Raw genomic sequence first — 18737 nt, 5'->3', positions numbered from 1 at the left:
CATGATCGTCGTCGGGTTTGAGCCGGCGCAGCCGCACCAAAATATTCGGGTTCAAGATCTTCAGCGCGGCATAGGCATAGACCCGACAATCGAGCGCCTCGTTTCGGTCGCGGGTTTTCTTCCACTCGCGGATTGGGAAGCCCCGCACGAACCGGGTCACCAACCGCTCGGCCGTCAGCTGGTGAAACCACTCCGGATCCCGATCGACAGGCCAGTGGCAATAGCCCTGGCCGGGCGTGTCCTGCTTCGCCCGACGCATCACAATCAGCTTGGCGTCATTGACCCCGATCGAGAACAAGGTCACCGGCCGCGCGCGCTTACCCGACTTGGACTTCTTCGGCGCAGACGCGATCGGATTGTCCCACCCCTTGCCCCCCTTAATGGCAAAGATGTTGCGCCGCTGCTTCCCGCGCAGCTGCTCATAAGCCGCTTGGGTCAGGCCACCAGAACCACCGGTGTCGACACACGCAGAGGCAATCCGCATCTGCGCCCCGGATTCGTGCTCGAAAGTTTGGTCGAGATAGTCAAAAAGCTGGTTCCAGACTTCAGGCTTAAGCGGGTCTCCCCAGAAGACTTGATGATCGAGGCTCCAACTTTCCTCGCCCAACCCCCAGCCGACGCGCTCGAGCTCGAGGCGATCCTCCTGCATGTCGACACCGCAGGTCTGGACGCCGACTTCCATCGGAACCTTCGATGGGAACGGCTCGGCCCGCGCGATCAGCTGCTCGACCTCGAGCGTCTCGGCCTCTTCCTCCCAGGCTTCCGCAAGCGTGACGTTGACGAAGGTCTGCAGATCCCCGGCCGCTTTCTTGTCCAGGAACGACTGCACGATCATCTTCAGCTTCACAAAGCAGGAATAGAGCCCATTGAGATGATAGGACGCATGCCCCCGGAACGGCTTCTTTGCCTTCCACCCATGCCCCAGCCGCTCAGCGTTTCGGATGGCAAAGTAACGATCGGTGTCCGACCAAACGCAGCCATTCGCCCGGCACTCATAGTAGGCGCTCTCGGGCATGTGCTCGCCCTCGGCGTTCTTGTCCCATTTGACGTTTGACCACTCGATCGTCTGGACAGTATCGCAATGCGGACAGGCCACATGGAACTGACGCTGATCCCCCTGCTCGTAGGCGTGATCGATCCACGAAATCCCGCGGATTGTTGGCGTCGAAATCTCTACCAGCTTGCGCTGATCATCAAAGGTGTTGGCACGCTCCCACAGCAGACCGACGGGATGGCCCTCGGCCGTGCGATCGTAGCCGTCGGTTTCATCGCAGACGATGAACGGTGCAGACCGGCCGCGCTGCGTCTTGGGCGATCCGGACCAGGCGAACATGATGAAGCCGCCCGGATAGGACTTCATCCGCGTGTTATTCACCCCCTTGCGCGCCCGAGGCGTAGCGATCCGCGTCTCAAGGTCGGGGTTGGCTTCGACCAACGGGTTAAACTTCGTCGTCAGCCATGTCTGCAAGTCGCCTTCAGACGGCTGCATCATCAGCTGCGACACCGGGTCATGCACGATCTTGAAACCCTGAGCACAGAGAGCCAGCTGCGTCTTGCCAACCTGCGCGCCCCATTTGAGCGTGATCCGGTGACACGATGGGTCGGCCGTCATGTCCAACGGCTCACGCTGATACGGCGCGTTGTCGAAACTGATCAGACCGGGGATCGCGTTGCCGACGGGGATTTGAACTGACTGCTCCGCCCACTCGGACGGCTTCAAATCAGGGGGCGGTGCCAAGCCTGCAAGAAACGAGGTGGCCACCATCAATGCGGCGCTACCAAATGGCCAGGACATCAGTCAGCTCCCACCAGCGAAGTCGGATCAGTGGTCGACAGCTTGCGCAGAGCCGCACCGATCTCTTCCTTTGCGATGAGCTTGATCGAAGCCTCTTTCTTTTCCGACTTCGCGCGCGCCGCGATGCGAGTGGGTGCGTTGTTCAGTAGATTGGCGCGGACCTCGGCGACCACCAGATCCAGGGCCTCCTTCATCTGCTCGGCATCCACCAGGGCACCGCGCATCTTCGCCGCTTCCATTTCCGCCATGTCGGCCTGCGACTTGGTCAGCCGCGCCTTTTCGGTATGGTAGTCGGCCTTTTCCGGATCACCGTCGGCACCACGCGGCGCGATCCGTTCCTGCAGGTAACCGACATAGCCTTGCACCGCGGCCGCAAGCTCATAGCGGCCGTGTTCGGCCTTCGGGATCACGCCCTCCTTCGACAGCTGCTGGACCCGGCGCTCGGTCAGCTTCAGCAGCTTCGCTATCACACTGACCGGATATGTTGGGTTGCCCGAGCTGCTCATTCAACATCCGAGCAATCCAGTGCGGGCAGCCAACCTACGCGCCTTGTCACTTGCCAGCCTCCCCTCGTTTGCCGCGCAGATCGTCAAAGCGATCGGACGTGCCCTCCAAGACAGCCTGCCCCCCGGTGAAATCCTGCCAGCGTTTCACGATCACGTCCGCGAACCGTGGATCCAGCTCCATCAGCCGCGCGACACGGCCGATCTTCTGCGCCGCAATCATCGTGCTCCCCGAACCGCCGAAAGGATCCAGGACCAGATCACCGCGCCGGCTACTGTTCTTCAGGTACTGCATCACCAACCCGACCGGCTTCATGGTCGGGTGCTCGGTGTTGCGGCTCGGCTTTTCGTGGCGCAGCACCGACGACACCAGCTCCTCGACCTGAAGGTCAGAACCTGAAACGCGCAGATGGCCGGATCCCGTGTCGATCAACAGCGACCCGTCCTCTTTGACGACGAACGGCAGATCCTCCGCATCGATGACGGTTGTCTGCTTACGCCCGCCAAACCACAGGTGCGGTGCGCCAGGCTTCCAGCCGTAAAGGATCGGCTCGTGCCGCCACTGATAATCCGACCGGCCCAGGACAAGGCTCGGCTTCACCCAGACCAGGCAGCCAGACAGTTTGAAGCCCGCGGAGCTGAAGGCTGTGCGAAACGGCAGCCCCTCGGTGTCAGCATGGGCGACATAGAGCGCCCCGCCTGGCTTGACGGCCGAGAACACAGAAACAAAAGCATCGGTCAGAAAGGCAAGGAACGCATCCGCGGCCATGTTGTCGTTCTCAATCTTGCCGGCCGTGCCCTCGTAATTCACGTTGTAGGGGGGATCGGTCCAGCACATATCGACCAGCTCATCACCGATCAGCCGCTCGATATCGGACATGACCGTGGAGTCCCCACACATGATGCGGTGATCACCGCAGACCCACACATCGCCACGCCGAGAAACGAAGTCCCCCCCGATCGGCGGCACCTCGTCGTCTTCGGTTTTTCCTTCCTCTTCCAGGCCGTCAAGATCGACAAAAAGCTCGTCTAATTCGGATTGATCAAAGCCCACAACTCCGAGATCAAATCCCAGATCGCGCAGCTCACCGAGCTCTAGCTTCAGCAGCTCATCATCCCATCCGGCGTTCAGCGCCAGCTTGTTGTCGGCGATGATATAGGCGCGCCTCTGCTCGTCTGAAAGGCCGGTAATTCTGAGGCACGGAACCTGCGACATCCCTATTTCTAAGGCTGCAAGCACACGGCCGTGGCCGGCGATGATGGTACTGTCCTCACCGACCAACACCGGGTTGGTGAACCCGAACTCGCGGATCGATGCCGCGATCTGGCTGACCTGCCCAGAGCTGTGGGTCCGCGAGTTTCGGTCGTAGGGCGTCAGGTCACCAGGCGGCAACATCTCGACGTCGGTGTAAGAAATCAGATCAGACAAGCGCTGCTCCTAAAACGAAACGAAATGGAAAAAATGGCGCTCCCACAAATTGTTTTTTGCGACCATGCGCACCCACTGGCCCTCCCGGCCGAGGAAGGACCCTTTTTTATATGACGATTTCACTGCGCCCTGCCTGCGCGCAGCTGCTCACGCAGCACGGCATAGTCGCCGATCAGCACTGGCAGCACCGAACCCTCGGGCAGCGCCTCAAGCTCATCAGCGGCCTGCGCTTGGACCGCGTTCGGGTAGTCCTTCACGATCGGCAGCACGCTAGAAGTTTCCCTTCCGCAAGCGTGTAACGACAGACCGGCGATCAGTAGCAACGGCAGCGCCTGCATCCTGCATCCTCCTCATAGTTTTGATGTTTTCCAGCGATTGACGCTCTTTAGCGTCAACTCTGCCCTCGCGCTCTCTGAGCTCGCCCCAGCCTTTCAGCCCAGCCAAGATGGCAAGCCCGAGCATGAGGTAGCGTCCCCATGCCGAGCGCATAAACCGATGTGCAAGCAAACCGATCATCGCGCCAGGCTCCGGTTTTCACGCGCATCCAACAGCCGGCGACGACGGGTAGAATACCCAAGCGCGCGCAACGCAAACCATGCCGTCACGCATAGCCCGCACAGCAGCAGCGCAGGCCAGTGATCAGTAATCATTGCGCTCACCTGCCCCATCACGCCAGATGCGGCTTGCGCCGCCTCACCTGCCTGCTTTGCTTGGGTCGCGATGCCAGCAATACCGCCAATTCCGACCAGATCACCGACGCGGGCCGTCATCTGGGCATCCTGCGCAGTGCCACTTTCACGATCGATCTCTTCCTGCGTGACGAAACGCTCAGGCCGTGATGTCGCCTTTGCCATTTGCAGCCAGTCATCAGCGTTTACGACACCATCGGAAGGCAGATCGTTATCTGCTTGGAAAGCGAGGGTTGCAGCACGGGTGAGCCGGCCGAAATCCTTATCCGCGCGACCCAGGTGATAGCCACGATCGGAAAGCTCCACCTGCCAAACGCCCACATCCACGCCCTTGTCGCCGAACCGCAGGATCGGCCGGTTGGACTGCAGCACTTCGACGCCCCCCAGCATCAAGGTGATACGCTGGCGCATGAAGTCACCGACTGATCGAGCCCCGCGGAGATCATCCCGCCAGGGCAGCCGCGCAACGTCCCATTTACCCCGCTGCTGCACCCCAAGCGTTGTCTGGACCTCTGCATGCGTGAGGACCGTCTGGGGTGTGACGGGGATGCCGTACTCGACGCAAAGATCAGCGACCAGTTTGCAAAAGGCGTTGAACTGCGCCTCATTGAGCGGCGAGGGTCCGGCATCAAAGGGATGCTCCACAGCGCCACGCATGCCGCACATAGCAACGCCAATCGATCCTGTGTTCAGCCGCAGAGTATGGGCCGCATAGTCGCCATCAGACGTGACGATGTTGTCCTCGACAGCCTCTGCCCCAGCAACGACTGTGCCATCGTACTCCACCAGCCTGTGGTAGTGCGCCTTGTCTTCAGCAGAGGCGCGCCCTGCCCCGGCAGTCCAGTGCGCGATGACGCGCTTCATTCGTCCGCCACTCACGGTACGTCCCTTTCATTGGGTTGGATAGCAGGTCGCATCATGCTGACCCTTCCTGCAGCGCTACGATCTCTCGAACCCGATAGGTTGAAAGCTCGACGCGATCTGCGATTTCGTTGATTGCCATTCCTTCATTCAACATCCGCATGATCTCGCGATCGCGATGCTTGCGGTGGATAAAGCGGCAGTTACTAGGCTGCAGGATCATACCTGAGAAGGCGTAGACCATCTTGCAGGCATCCTGCCATCCGAGCAGCTCGACCAGCTTGTGATCGAGTGAAATGCGCTTAGGGATGTAGACACACACGCGCCAAGACCGTGATCCGGACACCGGCAGCTTGCCAATGAACTCGAGCGCCTTGTCACGCCCAATCACTTCCGCAATTTCTTGCACGGACTCTGGCAGCCGTGCGACCAACTCCCGTCCCATCAGACCTCCACCACCTCGATGCCTTGGGCACCGGCGACAGCCCGACGGACCTCGTAGTCACGAGTGGGCATGCCTTTTGCGTCCTCGTAGACCTGCAGCCCGGTCTTCAGATCGACATAGCCAAAATCAACCGTGATCCGCATCTGCCGCCCTTTCCGAGACAGCAACGGTCCGTCTCGTCCAACGAGCGGAACGACCACCTGGCGCTTTAGGTCAGATATCTTCCTAGCGCGCTGGAGAAGGCAAAGCTGTGCCCAGCGCGCGGCCTCTTTCTTGGAATCGAAGGTTACGCCATCCACCACGGTGCGCTGGGCCCCGTACTTCTGGTTCTTTGGTTGGGATTGCGTCGCTCGCAGATCGGCGGCAGTCATACGTTCAACCACGCTTGTCCCCCTTCCGCTGAGCCATCAACTGGGTCGCCGCGAATTTCAGTGCCCGCGCAACATTGGCCGCCACAGGATCGGTAACTCCGAGCCCGAACTGGACCTGGTAGGCTCCTTGAATCTCATCGATGGAATTAAAACGTTTCCGGTATGGGATACCCCTACACGGCCCAGGACGCTGCGAGTGGATGACGCAATCCCCCGCGATCAAATCGGCGGTCACAGTGACGCCATCGAATGTGGTGCCATTGCTTGACGGATCGTTGTGGATGGAGCTCATACGTCGATCCCCACTGCGTGGCATTCTTCGGAGGTGACCAATCCCTCAGCACAGAGCTGGCGGGCCATAGTGGCAGAGCAGTGCCGAGCATTCTCAGCCTTCGTCCGAATCCAGCGCGCCCAACGCTTTTTGACGGCATCGGCGTTGGCCGTGTTTTTCGCTGCCGACATGGCAAGGAACTGAACCCATCCCTGGCGGGTAAGCCAATTCTGCGAATACGACACGTAGCGAAGCTCGTTGCCCTTCTGCTCCAGGGCGTAGGCTTTGGCACCGGAGAGGATGGCAGCGGGATCGGCACCGGCGGCAATCGCCTTCTTCAGCGCAGCCTCGGTTTCGACGGGGTCACCGGGACGCGGGTGCGCCTCGAAAAACTCTTCCAAGAAATCCGAAGAAATTCCATTTGCTTGCGGGTCGGCTTCCGACGCGCAAGGTTCCATTACAGGTTCTCTTACTGGTTCTTCTATATACGACTCCACCCCAGTGGAGACGGACCCCTCTAAAAGTGGAGACGGAACTGCTTCAAAAGTGGAGACGGCTCCGGCTCCACTGAGTGGAGTCGGCTCAGGGTCATCTGACAGCTCGAAGCCGAGCACATATCGGGTGGGTTTTTGCCGGTTTGTGCGCGGATCACGTTCCTGCTTTCTACAGATCAGCCCCTTACGCTCGAGCTCGCCCAGCGCCTTGTTCAAACCACCATTGGAAAGGCCTGTGTGGTCGCGCAAATAGGTCTGCTTCGGAAAACACCCCATGCTGGCATTGTGGCAATCGCACAGGTGAAACAGCACCCTGAATTCGCCATGCGTCATGTCGTTGGGCGGCACCGTTGCCAACCAGTGGGTAGCAGCGTGGCTCATAGCATTTCCTCACACCAGCGCGCCCAGGGCAGGCTAACGCCCAGCGCACCCATGCAAACGACCCGGCAAGCAGACCGAATGCATTGAATTGAAAGTGATAATTGATTTACTGCGGCACGCACGTATCTGCTGCAGTGCAGCATGTTGGGCAGTAACCGTCCCGCCATAAGTCCGGCGATAAGTCCGATACTGGGCAAAAAAATATGCGGAGTGCCCATGTCAGCTAGCCTCCGCAAATAGCATCTGAAACGCAATCTGGCCGTGCTCTCGCATTGCCACGGCAACGTGGCCACCATTGGCCCCAAATTGACCTTTCCACCAGTTTCTGGCGGTTCTTTCGGACACTCCGAACACATTCGTGACATGGCCGATGTTTCGATAGTTGGCGACGATGTATGCCTGCCAGCGCGCTGGGAAGTCACGGTGTACTTGATACGCATCGTACCCCGCTCGGGAACCGGAGGAAGGTCCGCTCGTCTGTGAACCCTCTACCGTGACAGTGTCACCGTATGGAGAGCCATTCACATAAATCACGATCGGGGAACCCGCCGGCAACGCATTCATGTCGCGAAACTCCCTTTGGAGGTAACATTCGGAAACGAATCAACTTGGGGAAGACTGTGGATATCGAATTCCAATCCATCAGAGACGCGATTGAACTCGCGGAAGACACTGGCACGTCTGCGAAGCGGGCAACTGAAACCCTCGTCGAAATCAAACAGCTGTCGAAAACGGTGGCAGAGATCCCAGCTCCGGAAATCAAACTCGCCGCTAGCGAATTGCTGGCACAGGTGGCCAGCATCCAGGTCGCGAACGCGACGCTGATACAACGGTTGTCGGTGCTTGCCGCTTCGCTTGCGGCATCGAAGACAAAGCAGTCTGACTTCGACCGCTATGAACTTTGGAATACTCCTGCCGGCAGCCTCATGTATCGGCTGAAAGAAGGCCATGACATGGGAGAACCAGAGCATTTCATTTGTCCGAACTGCATGGCCAACAAGAGAAAGTCGTTTCTGCAGGGGAACAACACTAAGATCTGCAGTGGCTGCGAGACAGTTTTCACCATTGAGCCTCTCAAACACCCCTCTGCGATAAACCGGGTGGTAAACTGAAGGTGACCAGATCATGCCGCGTCCTCCTCAATCTGCAGAAAGGAGAACATCGAGCGTGGCGGTTCTTCCAAAGACGCATCGATCGCCATTCGACAAAGCGCGTCATACCAAGAGGCAGGAAAAGTACCTCTTTGCATGGCGGTATGAACCGTAGTCGACCTCTTATGCAGAGATCGGGCAACAGCTTGATAGCCACCCAAGGCCAAAATGAACGCTCGCGTCGGTGTATCCATACACTACGCGTAGTACGAGTTTTTCGTACAATCAACCGTTCAATCGATGGAAAGTGCAATTTTTTCGTATCAGGGCGTAATCAGACCTATGGATTACATTGAACAAGAAAAACTCACCCGCGCTGGCGATACATCGCCTGAAGCGATCCATCACCGTCTGGTCGCAACTAGAAAGATGACGGGTATGACCAGCAAGCAGCTGGCAGCCAGCGCTGGCATTAAATACACGACATTCATCTCCCAGGAGAAAGCAGGATCTCCTTCTGTGAAGCTCATGACCTTTTACCTCAAAGCCTTCATGGTCGACTACAATTTCATTCTCGGCGGTGATCCAGCGAGACTTCCAGCCGACGTGCGTGAAGCGATTTTGGCTGAGCTCGACTAACTATAGCCCACGTTATCGGCGCAAATATCCAGTTTAGATTGATACCCAACGCCAACCCAACCCTAGCGACTACCCGCACAAGCAACCTGATTCCCCCAAATGTTCACGTTTTATTCTCATCGCCAAGCGCCACGGTGTATAGGTGAATTTTCAAATAATACGATTTTTTTGAATTATTGATTTGATCTGTACAAGTTTTTCGTACTATCAAACCTCCAGTGATATTGGAGGAAGACATGCGAACCTACACCGGACCCACCCCATCAGCCCAAGGCCTAGCCAAGCCGGCAGATTGCGTAAGCAGCCAGCAGGCACAGTCCCATGACTATCAAGCATACTGCCAAAAAGATGGTGAGACCGGGGTTGTCGTACATGATGGTCAGCATTCGCCGAACCTCCTTAAATTTTTTCCACGCTCCAGCGAGCTTGAGTTCACAGCTGAGTTTCATCCCGTATTTCCTTTGTTTTTGCGGGATGGATTGGATGTCGGTGTTGGTAGCGCCGGCATCCTGCCCGCGGACAAGTCATGCAAACAGACTTGCCCGCGGGTAATCCAATTTCCTCTGGCGGTTCCCCCGCCTGCCCAGCTAGCCGATGCGATGTCGGTCGCGGCTCACCCTGAGGGAGTCCACGACCGCCCCCTTCTGCGCCGCCTTGCATGGTCGACGCTGATGGCGGCTCGCGGCCACAGGGTGAACCAGACACGCTTAGCGCAGCTGCAAAGGGGCAAGGCACTATGAGCACCCGGAAACTGACAGAGCAGCAACTGGCGGCGCTGATAGATGCCCACCGATCACTGAACCACGGCGGGCTTATCGAAATGCCCTCGCGCAACCCACTGGACATCGTTTGGACTGCTATGAACCCAACCTACAAGAAGCGCCACGCCGACAGCACAGTGCAGCTGCTGGTGCGGGCTGGTTTGCTTCAGGTCTCTGGTGAGAAGCCCGATCGCAGAGCACATCTCACTGAAAATGGGCTCATGGAACTGGATATCGAGGGCGTCTGCGAATAACGCCACTGCTGCAAGGAATGTTGACATGCCATTAGGATCTGCCACACTCATCAGTGGAATTGCACTCCGCAACAGTGTCGCAATTTCCCATCGGCCCTCGAGCATTAACTCCCGCTCGGGGGCACCCCTTCCCTGTGAAGCACTAGGTCAATCCGGATTGCGCAACTCAATCCGGCTTGGCTCTTTTCCCAAGGCTACCGCCTTTACGTTCGAAAAAGTTGACAAATTCGCAGTTTTTTCCAAACTTATAGGCAGGCTTGCAACTAGCGTGGCCCATGCCGCACCTTGGTTGCACCTAAGGTCTCAGCGCAGCTTAGGGGCAACCAAGCCATTCGGTTGGCGAGATATCCTCCATCACTCGAAGAGCGGTCATATCAGAATGGACACATCGAAACCCAAGCCCTCTGCCCGCCCTGAGCAAACGGTTGAAGCGGCACCGAATGTCGATGTGTGGACGAGCGCCTCCGTGAACTCTCGCTTCCCGTTTCACTTCCCCGAAGTAGGTGACGAGGTAATCTTTACCAGATCCCCCTCCCACGAGCGGGAAACCGGATACGTTATGTCCCGCGAATACGGTACAAGATGCATCGAGATAGTCGACGTTAATGCGAAGCCTCTGCGACTGCGACCCGGCCAGTACCGGAGTGCAGCACGATGAACGCACACATCAAACCGACTTCGGGCACTACCATCTTGTCTCCTGCCCGCGTCGCTCTCTATGTGTCGACGTTGGAACAGAAGCTCGGCCGCCAAATCGGCAAGGCAACGATTTTGCCAGGCGGCGGGATTGAGGTGGAGATAGCAGGCCATGACAAATCTTCTAACCCAGCTGACCTTGTGGACATGACTGAATGAAGGGACGCGACCTTCCCTCCTACATCCATCGGCGCAAACGGGACGGTAAGCTGTTCTTCCGGAAGCGCTACGGCGCGAAGATCGTGGAGATCCCGCTCCAGACCCAGTTTCCCGCGGGCGACCCTGTCCCCTTTGCCCTGCACCAGGAACGTGAGCGCATGCTGAACGCCCCCATGCCGGTGGCTGAGGGTAAGACAGTCACTCACGTGATCGAGCGCTACGAGCGGTCTGACGATTTTGCGAACCTCGCGCTGCGAACGAAGGCTGACTACCGGCAGCACCTAGACTTTCTTCAGGACAAGATCGGACACTTGCAGCCCAAGGCGATCGAACGTCACCACGTCATCAAGTGGCGGGATACATGGGCAAAGAAAAGCCCGCACAAAGCCAACTATCGCCTGCGCATTCTGAAGATTGTCATGGAGCGCGCGATCGACTTCGGCCTGCTGCCCACGGGCGGCAACCGGGCTAAGGGCGTGCCCGAGGTGAAGTACGAAAAGAAAGAGCGGATGCCGTGGCCGGCCGAGATGATCGACGCCGCGCGGGAAAACGCAGAGCCCCGTACCCGGCTGCTGTTCGAACTTCTGCTCGGCACCGGCCAACGCATCGGCGATGTGCTCAAGATGAAGTGGTCAGACTTCGACGGAGAGGCGATCAGTGTCCGCCAGGGCAAGACTAAGGCCAATTTATGGATCCCAGCGCCACAGATGCTCCTGCAGGCCCTAGGGAGCGCCCAGCGCAGCTCGGTATTCATTCTGACGAACCAGGCGCAGACAGGCCCCTGGTCCTATCGAGGCGCGGCCGATGGTATGATGAAGCTACGCCGTCAAATCGGTGCTGAAGCTTACGATATCCACTCTCTGCGCTATACGGCGACAGCTGAGCTGGCACGCGTTGGCTTAGACGATGATCTGATTATGGCCATCACGGGCCACAAGACGCACCGTATGGTGCAGCTGTACGCCGGGGCAGAGAGGCAAAAGCTACGCGCAAAGGCAGCCAACGTGGCGAGGCAACGCGGTTCCTTCTGAACGCTGCTCCAAATCCAAGCCGCGCAGCCCGTCAAACACAAGAAGCTCCTCTCATGCGCATTCGCTTGAGTTGCATTCATTCTACCCAGAGAAGAATCGTTGACGATCTGGCTTGAGCGGCGGACGCTGCACGAGCGGACCAGCCATAAACTGAATTCAGCGCCTCGGCAGGTTCGGCTTTTCGGCTGAGGTGAAAAACGGATAGTAATATGAAATTTCGCACCTTAGCTTTAGCCGTGATGCTCGCAGGCCTAAGCAGCACTTCAATAGCGGAAACAAATTTAGCCAAGACGACACCCGTTCAGTCTACCGTGGACAGCACCACGCCGGTAGAACTTTGGTCCCAAATTCTGAACGCTCGCGACGGCGCAGTCGTATATTCGGCAGCCTGCTGCAAAGTATGCCGTAAAGGGAAAGCCTGTGGAGACAGCTGCATAAGCCGGTCCTACACTTGCCGCAAGGGCGTCGGATGCGCCTGTGACGGCTGAGTGATATCAATTTTTCAATCGGGAATGCCGGGCTGACCAAAGAAAAAAACGCACTTAAATGAGCACTACTAGGTGGCTCGCTTAAGTGGTTAGAGGGTGTCTTTGGCCTGCGCTCAAAAAACTTAAAGGTAGATGCACCATGCCGCTTATATTGACCCAAAACGAAGTTAATGTGAGCGACGCTCACAACTGGCAAGACGACGAAGGTGTACAATACCACTACCCCACGAAATACCGAAACAAGGTCTTAGAAGGCGAGCGGTTTGTTTACTACCGCGGGGTAAATCGATTGAACGGCAAGCGAGGCGATGCCCACTACTTCGGCACCGGCCGGATAGGATCGATTACACAGGATCCCGACCCTGAAAGACAAACGGGCGTCAAGAAAGCTTGGTTTTGTCAAATCGAGAATTATGAGCGTTTTCCAACTGACGTTCCTGCCAAAGTCGATGGAATACTGAGGGAACAGGGCCCGAGCAATCAATTCCGCGATGGCGTTCGCGTAGTTGACGACGAAACATTTGAGAGCATCTTAGAGGCGTCCGGCTTAGCACAGGGCTATGCAGCACCAGGTAACGCCTTCCCTCAGCCCGAAAACGTTTTCGCCAAACCTGCCGGCAACTTGCTGGTACCGTCTAAAGACAATGCTGGCGGCGGGAACTCGTCACCCCGCCACTCACGTCATGCGAAAGTTATAGGAGATTGGGCCGAAGAACTCGCTCTTCATATTATACAAAATATTGAAGGCTCAACCAATCACATTCACCGCGCTGCTATTGGAGAGACGCCTGGATGGGATCTGGACTATCTAGATGCCGATGGGCAACTTCAGCGAGTGGAGGTAAAAGGAACACAAGCAGCGGCGTTCCGAAACATAGAGATCACAGCAAACGAATTGGCTGCTGCAAAACGTTATGAAAGTGATTTTTCGTTGTTTCTCGTAGCCAAGTGCATGTCAAACTCACCCAGCTATCAGATAATTAGTGACCCTGCCCATTTACTAGAACACCACGGGTGGAACATTCAGCCAACTGTTTTCAGAATTAGCTTTTGAAATAGGCGGGATCATGGCGCTAAATGAAGCACAGTTCGCCATGACTTTTATCCTGAACATTGATAGCGGAACTCGTTGTCCACTCTTATGAATCGGGCGCAGACACGCCCCTGGTTCTATCGAGGGGCTGCCGATGGCAAGATGAAGCTGCGCCGCCAAATCGGTGCTGAGGCATATGACATTCATTCGCTTCGCTATACAACGACGGCCGAGCTGGCTTAGAAGACTACTTGATTATGGCTATTACCAGCCGAAAGACCCACCGTATGGTCCAGCATTGCGCCGCCGCGGCGGGGGCAGATGCTTCGGGCGCGAGCTGCTACAGTCGCGCGCGAGAGAAAGCTTTAAGCGCCAAAACAACTGTCATTATTTAGATACACCTACCGGCACTGCGGTAGGCAGCACTTAAGACGCTACCCACCGCATTTGACGTTAGATAAAACTACCAAAAAGTAAAACGCGAGAATAATACATAACCGCTTCTGTCACGCAAACTCACGCTATAGGTGAGAGAGTGCTTTACCAGGATCCAATGGGAGCGTAAAATCCACGCTGGAGGCGCAGAGATTGACCAAGCCCATCAGGATCACGGTTAGCGGAACGGATCACCGTGGGGGCGACGCCCCCACTGTTGAAGACTTGCTCGCCCAGATCCAAGACTTTGTTTTCGTTCTACGCGAAGTAGAAGATGCCGTGTCTGGAGGAGGTCCAGATGAAATTGTTTGGCGCGTTACCAACGCTACAAGAAATTCGCCGCTCACCTTTGAAGTGACGCCAACCCCGAAGCGCCACGCGATGAATATCGACATGCGAGCGACAAAGGTTATTCAGACGACTGCGCGAGGCTTAGCGCAGCTTGCGCGGACAGGTGAGCGCCCAGCGTACTTCACGGATCAAGTGGTGGACCGCGCCACCAAAGTCTATGCCAGAGTGACCAATGGATTGGCTGCTACTACGGTGGATTTTAGCGACTACGAAGGTGCGCCGAATCTGAACGCGACACCTGATAGCGCGAGGGATGTTGCTAGAAAGTTGAATGCGGTAAAACGACCAGCACCGACCGCTCACAGGGAATTGGGATCTCTAGAGGGGTTCATATCCAAAGTCGAGCTGGATGGCTTCGGGAGGCCTTTGGTCTGGTTGAAATCCCGTTTAGACGGTCAACTTGTAAAGTGTGTAGCACAGGATAAAGGGCTAGACCGGATTGGACATTTCGAAGTGTCCGAAATCTTGAGGGGCATGCGTGTGCGCGTTCACGGCCTAATCACCTATAAAGACGTTGAGGTGATCGCGTCTATAGACGTCGAAGGCGTCCATGTGTTTGAAGCTGATAATAATTTGCCAGATCACCACAAGATCGTGTCATCAAATTTTACGCGAGGTGTCGAAGCTAGCGAATACTTAGAGAGGCTGCATAGCGATGGCTAGATTGCCTTGGGTTTACTGGGATGCATGCACTTGGATCGCGTACATAAATCAGGAAAAAGAAATCGCGCTGAAAGACAGCGTTTTTGAAAATCGCTTCGCGATGTGCCTTGAAATCCTAGACCGTGCAAACGGCAAAAAGCTTGAGATCGTAACCTCTGCCTTCACTTTGGCGGAGGTGTGCAAAAATCCGGAAGTGCGAGAGAGCCCCCTGGATAATCTACCCGGTTTCTTTGAACGTTCGTATATAGTGACTGTACCAGTCGACATGTCTATTGGCCGTAGAGCTCAACACATGCAGGCGAGCGGTTTAGTAAGCCTGAAACCCGCCGACTCGATTCATTTAGCGTCGGCGATCAGAGCGAAGGTATCCGAATTTCATACATTTGATCGCGGAATTTTAAAGCTTGATGGCCTCATACATGGTGCTGATGGAAAGCCTATTAAAATCTGCAAGCCGTCTGAAGGCCCACCCTTGGGCCCGCTATTTGACGGAACTAACGATCACGACGCGCAATAAGTATCGACCTACACGCATCAGAAAAGCCACCCGCAACCTGCACTGGAAAGGGTGAAATGCTGCCATCTCGCAACCGTGGGTAGGCTTTTTTTACACTTGCGCGACGCGCCTTGCCATCTTCGTTTATTGGTTAGGTTCCGGATGCACCGCCATCACTATTTTCAGTCATTGTCTCTTTACGTTGGGGGGATGCCAATAGAGCCAATGCGTGCATGCAAAAGAACGAACTACTATTCTCTGATCCGGGTGCGGCACTTAACGTACGATTTCCACTAGTTCCCCACTGCGACATCTTCTAGCGGTGCGCCCCTTTTCCGTTGCTATAGAGGTGTAGCAGGGTGCCTACCCCAGCCATTTTGACAATCTTAACGACCATCCATACTCCCGCTGAAAATCCAAAAGGAAACAGGAAGCCACACCGAAGATGAATTTCTGGTATGCTAGACATAGTCATTTTTTAGATTGGGCTGACCGCAGAGCAAGAAGTCAGAGTTACTTCGACGAGACCGTCGGGTATTCTAACGAACTATCTTTTATAAGTTCGACGACTACCCACCATCTATCTATGTAAATATTAATAAATGGTATCGCGTCCAGTCCAAAGAAACACAGATTTTTTGCAAACAAACCACGCTTGAACTTTCTAGGCGTGATCACCGTCAAGCATATCGCTTAAAAATTCATCCAATCCAGCGGGCATCAAACTGACGCCAGCCCACTCAGAAAAATTTATTGCTGAGTACTTAAATGACGCTTCCGGCTTATTAATAGGAAACAACTCCCTATCGACGGCCTTTCGTTCTGATTGAAGCGCTTGAAGGAAATGCTGCATAAATGCCCTGTGAAACTTTCCGCGAGCTCGCTCAAGAAACGGTAATCTTTCAAATTCTTCACACAAAGCGTCCAAATCATCTTCAGGTATATCGACAGGCTTATCTATTGGCAGCTCGCTCGCATCCAAAGCTCGATATTCATATCTCCCTGTTATCTCTACCAATTCATTCAACTTCTTAGGAAGAGACACTCCCGTATCAATTCGGGCGCGCCTGATACAGAACACGCGCTTTTGAATTTCTTCCGATGCTATTCTGTACTGCTCGAATAGTTCGCAAAATTTATCACGAGCTGCCCTTTTTTCCGAAATCAGCCCTGCGCACGAAAAGCTTGTATTCAGAATATGATCCAGAACGTTGTGACATATGAAATAATTCTCGATGGCGTATCTATCTGTCATAAATACGTCTTTTGATGGCGTAAAACCTGCCCAATCATCGTAATCCCGATCTACAATGTAGATCGTCGGTTTATCTTTAATGCGCCTGTTTCTAGACACAATTTGCTTCAACTTAAATACCTTCTCCTTTCCTCCACATGGAAGAAGCTCGATGTGATCGCTAAATCCATTTCTAATGAACCAAACCTTCCAAACCCCGACGTCTTCACGTCCTTCGATTGCTGCAACAGGGACGTCAGGCTGTTCCGAGCGAATGTCCAACAATCTAGCAAAGGCAACCGGTGCCGCGTCCCTTTTGCTTCGAGCAAAGCTGACTAAATCACTCATTAGAACAATGTACCTTCACCGCCGTCGACTTCATCGCTGAACAAATCATCTATATCTGGCAAAAATTCATTGAACTCAGATTCGGGACTTACGTAGTCGCGAGATATAACATCAAGATTACCTGCAAACTGGTCCATTTCGTTGTCAAAGATGAACGGCGAATGCGTAATAGCAATCATCTGGGCAAAATCCGGAGACCGGCAAAGGTCTGGTATCAACTTTGTTTGCCACCCAATTGAAAGCGACAACTCAGGCTCATCGAAAAGAATAATCTTCTTCTTCTCGTATAAGAAAAGGCGCGCAAATAGTGATACGACCTGTTTTTCTCCTGATGAGAGTGCATCGATTCGTATAGGAGCTCCTTGTTGCCCACTTGTGAAAAACGGCCTGAAATTCGCCCTATTTATCTCGATCTTCTTATTCTCTGGCGAAGATATGCTAAGCCCACCCTCCTTGAATGCCGTGCTATCCGCATCCATAAGGTAGTTATTACATGCTACTAGGAATCCATTCACTCGATCTTCGAGTGGCTTTGTAGACTTAATAGCTTCATTTAGGTTACTCAGAAAATATAGCAGAAAAGGCTTCACGCCTTCATCAAAGTCACCACTATAAATCTTCTCAATATCCGGGAGAGCAATCTGTGCCACATTCCTCGATCGCGAGGCTCGGATTCGATCGAAGAACAGCTCGAGCTCCTCCTTATCAGGACGCCCATCTTCGGAACTGGTTTCCGCAAAACTTCCATCTAAAAGTTCATTAATAATGTTGGCGCTAATCTTCTGATAGGTGGTGTTCGACTTGCGTTGTATCTCTAAAAATATTTCTTGGAGCCGCTCAGATATGTCTGATAATCCAAACTTTATTTCGCTCGGCAACAGGTTTCCGCCTGATCTTTGGCTTTCCCCCCAATGGTTGACCCGTCGGGATTCAGTTTGAAGTCTAGGAAGAGACATTTCAATCCTACGATATGTCGGCAAGTACACAATGTCGTAATCGCCAATAACAGACTTCACATTATCCATAGCAATAGAAATATTTGGCACCCGTGTGTACATATATTTGATGCTTTGCATCAAGGCTTCATATATCGCCTTGTGGCCCAAACTAGGGTGCCTATCGTACAATTCACGCATTCCTGGATGAAATTGATAACGGCTAAAGCTTGCACCTTCACCGATCGATTGTGCGACCTCTAATACATATTGGACGGAAAGGTTACAGTCGGAAGCAATCTTAGATATCTGGGATTCCGAAACGCCAAGCTTTAGTTCAACCATGTCCGAGTCAGTGATTGTAACTTGTTCACTATCTCGAAGTTTAAAGACGATGCTCTCAAACGTGAAATCAGTTAATTTATAAAAATTCGACGTCAAAACCGCGTTTATCGCAGCTAACAATGTCGTTTTGCCAGATCCGTTTCTTGCCATAAGAATGGACGCAGAATCTTCTGTCGTAAAACTGATGTCCTTCCTACCATGAAGGCCAAGTATTCTAAATTCTTCTAAAAGCGGGCGAACTTCCAATCGATTAACAGCTGACGTCATACCTAGTCCTAATCTATATTTGCTAATTTGTTGCACACGCGCCCCCCCCCTACAAGCTATGTCAGCTTTTGATGTGTGAACAGCTGGCTTCGTGAGAAGTAGTCTCTAGGGCATGGTATAAAACCCGCTAGTGAAGTGGGTCGACCAAGCCTGCCGAATGACGGGTTCGCCAACTTTGGCCTGCTCTAAGACAAATTTTTCACTAGCTTGATTCTTTACCAGGTCCCCGCGCCGACAGTGCTGCCTCAATGACTATAATGACTCGTTTGTAT

General features: G+C 54.4%; 19 protein-coding genes. 8 read left to right on the top strand and 11 right to left on the bottom strand.

What is annotated here, in order from left to right; translation table 11 throughout:
- The 9 genes from B3849_RS15745 to B3849_RS15705 all read right to left on the bottom strand — a co-directional run.
- On the bottom strand, window positions 1–1795 hold a 1795-nt coding region (locus tag B3849_RS15745), incomplete at its 3' end, for a phage terminase large subunit family protein (RefSeq protein WP_286780420.1).
- The gene (locus tag B3849_RS15740) at window positions 1795–2301 is read right to left on the bottom strand and encodes a hypothetical protein (RefSeq protein ID WP_051577574.1); all 507 of its coding nucleotides are present in this window, start codon (window positions 2299–2301) and stop codon (window positions 1795–1797) included. The genes B3849_RS15740 and B3849_RS15745, both read right to left, overlap by 1 nt.
- A 46-nt stretch (window positions 2302–2347) precedes the next feature.
- Window positions 2348–3727 carry a site-specific DNA-methyltransferase gene (locus B3849_RS15735; protein ID WP_278425595.1) on the bottom strand — a complete coding sequence of 460 codons (1380 nt, stop codon included), beginning with the start codon at window positions 3725–3727 and terminating at the stop codon, window positions 2348–2350.
- A gap of 119 nt (window positions 3728–3846) precedes the next feature.
- Window positions 3847–4065: a hypothetical protein gene (locus tag B3849_RS15730; protein WP_037963739.1), complete on the bottom strand. Its 219-nt coding sequence runs from the start codon at window positions 4063–4065 to the stop codon at window positions 3847–3849.
- A gap of 174 nt (window positions 4066–4239) precedes the next feature.
- Entirely contained in the window at window positions 4240–5280 is a 1041-nt protein-coding gene (locus tag B3849_RS15725; protein WP_051577573.1) for a peptidoglycan recognition protein family protein, read from the bottom strand.
- A gap of 52 nt (window positions 5281–5332) precedes the next feature.
- On the bottom strand, window positions 5333–5722 hold the full coding sequence (locus tag B3849_RS15720; RefSeq protein ID WP_074634627.1) for a hypothetical protein: 390 nt from the start codon (window positions 5720–5722) through the stop codon (window positions 5333–5335).
- Complete coding sequence (locus tag B3849_RS15715; protein WP_278425594.1) at window positions 5722–6105, bottom strand: DUF1064 domain-containing protein; 384 nt, start codon at window positions 6103–6105, stop codon at window positions 5722–5724. Before B3849_RS15715 ends, B3849_RS15720 begins: the two co-directional genes overlap by 1 nt.
- The gene (locus tag B3849_RS15710; protein ID WP_286780419.1) at window positions 6098–6385 is read right to left on the bottom strand and encodes a hypothetical protein; all 288 of its coding nucleotides are present in this window, start codon (window positions 6383–6385) and stop codon (window positions 6098–6100) included. The genes B3849_RS15715 and B3849_RS15710 overlap by 8 nt, the downstream gene beginning before the upstream one ends.
- The gene (locus tag B3849_RS15705; protein ID WP_278425593.1) at window positions 6382–7239 is read right to left on the bottom strand and encodes a helix-turn-helix domain-containing protein; all 858 of its coding nucleotides are present in this window, start codon (window positions 7237–7239) and stop codon (window positions 6382–6384) included. The genes B3849_RS15710 and B3849_RS15705 overlap by 4 nt, the downstream gene beginning before the upstream one ends.
- Before the next feature lie 620 nt (window positions 7240–7859).
- On the opposite strand from B3849_RS15705, the gene B3849_RS15700 reads away from it, so the two are divergent.
- The 8 genes from B3849_RS15700 to B3849_RS15665 all read left to right on the top strand — a co-directional run bounded on the left by B3849_RS15700 (window position 7860) and on the right by B3849_RS15665 (window position 15357).
- Entirely contained in the window at window positions 7860–8351 is a 492-nt protein-coding gene (locus tag B3849_RS15700) for a hypothetical protein (RefSeq protein WP_132998324.1), read from the top strand.
- A gap of 321 nt (window positions 8352–8672) precedes the next feature.
- Window positions 8673–8969, top strand: a complete 297-nt coding sequence (locus tag B3849_RS15695; protein WP_074634633.1) for a helix-turn-helix domain-containing protein — start codon at window positions 8673–8675, stop codon at window positions 8967–8969.
- A gap of 736 nt (window positions 8970–9705) precedes the next feature.
- Window positions 9706–9984, top strand: coding sequence for a hypothetical protein (locus tag B3849_RS15690; protein WP_278425591.1), 279 nt, complete (start codon window positions 9706–9708; stop codon window positions 9982–9984).
- Window positions 9985–10638: 654 nt separating this feature from the next.
- The gene (locus B3849_RS15685; RefSeq protein WP_243250552.1) at window positions 10639–10839 is read left to right on the top strand and encodes a hypothetical protein; all 201 of its coding nucleotides are present in this window, start codon (window positions 10639–10641) and stop codon (window positions 10837–10839) included.
- A complete protein-coding gene (locus B3849_RS15680) occupies window positions 10836–11870 on the top strand; it encodes a tyrosine-type recombinase/integrase (RefSeq protein ID WP_278425590.1) in 1035 nt (344 codons plus the stop codon). Before B3849_RS15685 ends, B3849_RS15680 begins: the two co-directional genes overlap by 4 nt.
- A gap of 627 nt (window positions 11871–12497) precedes the next feature.
- Window positions 12498–13412: a protein NO VEIN domain-containing protein gene (locus B3849_RS15675; protein WP_286780418.1), complete on the top strand. Its 915-nt coding sequence runs from the start codon at window positions 12498–12500 to the stop codon at window positions 13410–13412.
- Between the two features lie 567 nt (window positions 13413–13979).
- Complete coding sequence (locus tag B3849_RS15670) at window positions 13980–14840, top strand: hypothetical protein (protein WP_278425588.1); 861 nt, start codon at window positions 13980–13982, stop codon at window positions 14838–14840.
- A complete protein-coding gene (locus tag B3849_RS15665) occupies window positions 14833–15357 on the top strand; it encodes a type II toxin-antitoxin system VapC family toxin (RefSeq protein ID WP_278425587.1) in 525 nt (174 codons plus the stop codon). Before B3849_RS15670 ends, B3849_RS15665 begins: the two co-directional genes overlap by 8 nt.
- Window positions 15358–16000: 643 nt before the next feature.
- Here the strand turns inward: B3849_RS15665 and B3849_RS15660 are convergent.
- Together B3849_RS15660 and B3849_RS15655 are read right to left on the bottom strand one after the other, a co-directional pair.
- A complete protein-coding gene (locus tag B3849_RS15660) occupies window positions 16001–16918 on the bottom strand; it encodes a DUF4435 domain-containing protein (RefSeq protein WP_278425586.1) in 918 nt (305 codons plus the stop codon).
- On the bottom strand, window positions 16918–18465 hold the full coding sequence (locus B3849_RS15655) for an AAA family ATPase (protein WP_278425585.1): 1548 nt from the start codon (window positions 18463–18465) through the stop codon (window positions 16918–16920). The genes B3849_RS15660 and B3849_RS15655 overlap by 1 nt, the downstream gene beginning before the upstream one ends.
- Window positions 18466–18737 lie beyond the last annotated feature (272 nt).

Origin of the sequence: Sulfitobacter sp. UBA4523, from assembly GCF_002388305.1 — a bacterium.
Lineage (GTDB): Bacteria > Pseudomonadota > Alphaproteobacteria > Rhodobacterales > Rhodobacteraceae > Sulfitobacter > Sulfitobacter pontiacus.
The sequence above is the reverse complement of the archived record's forward strand: the minus strand, read 5'-3'. Positions and strand labels throughout refer to the sequence as shown.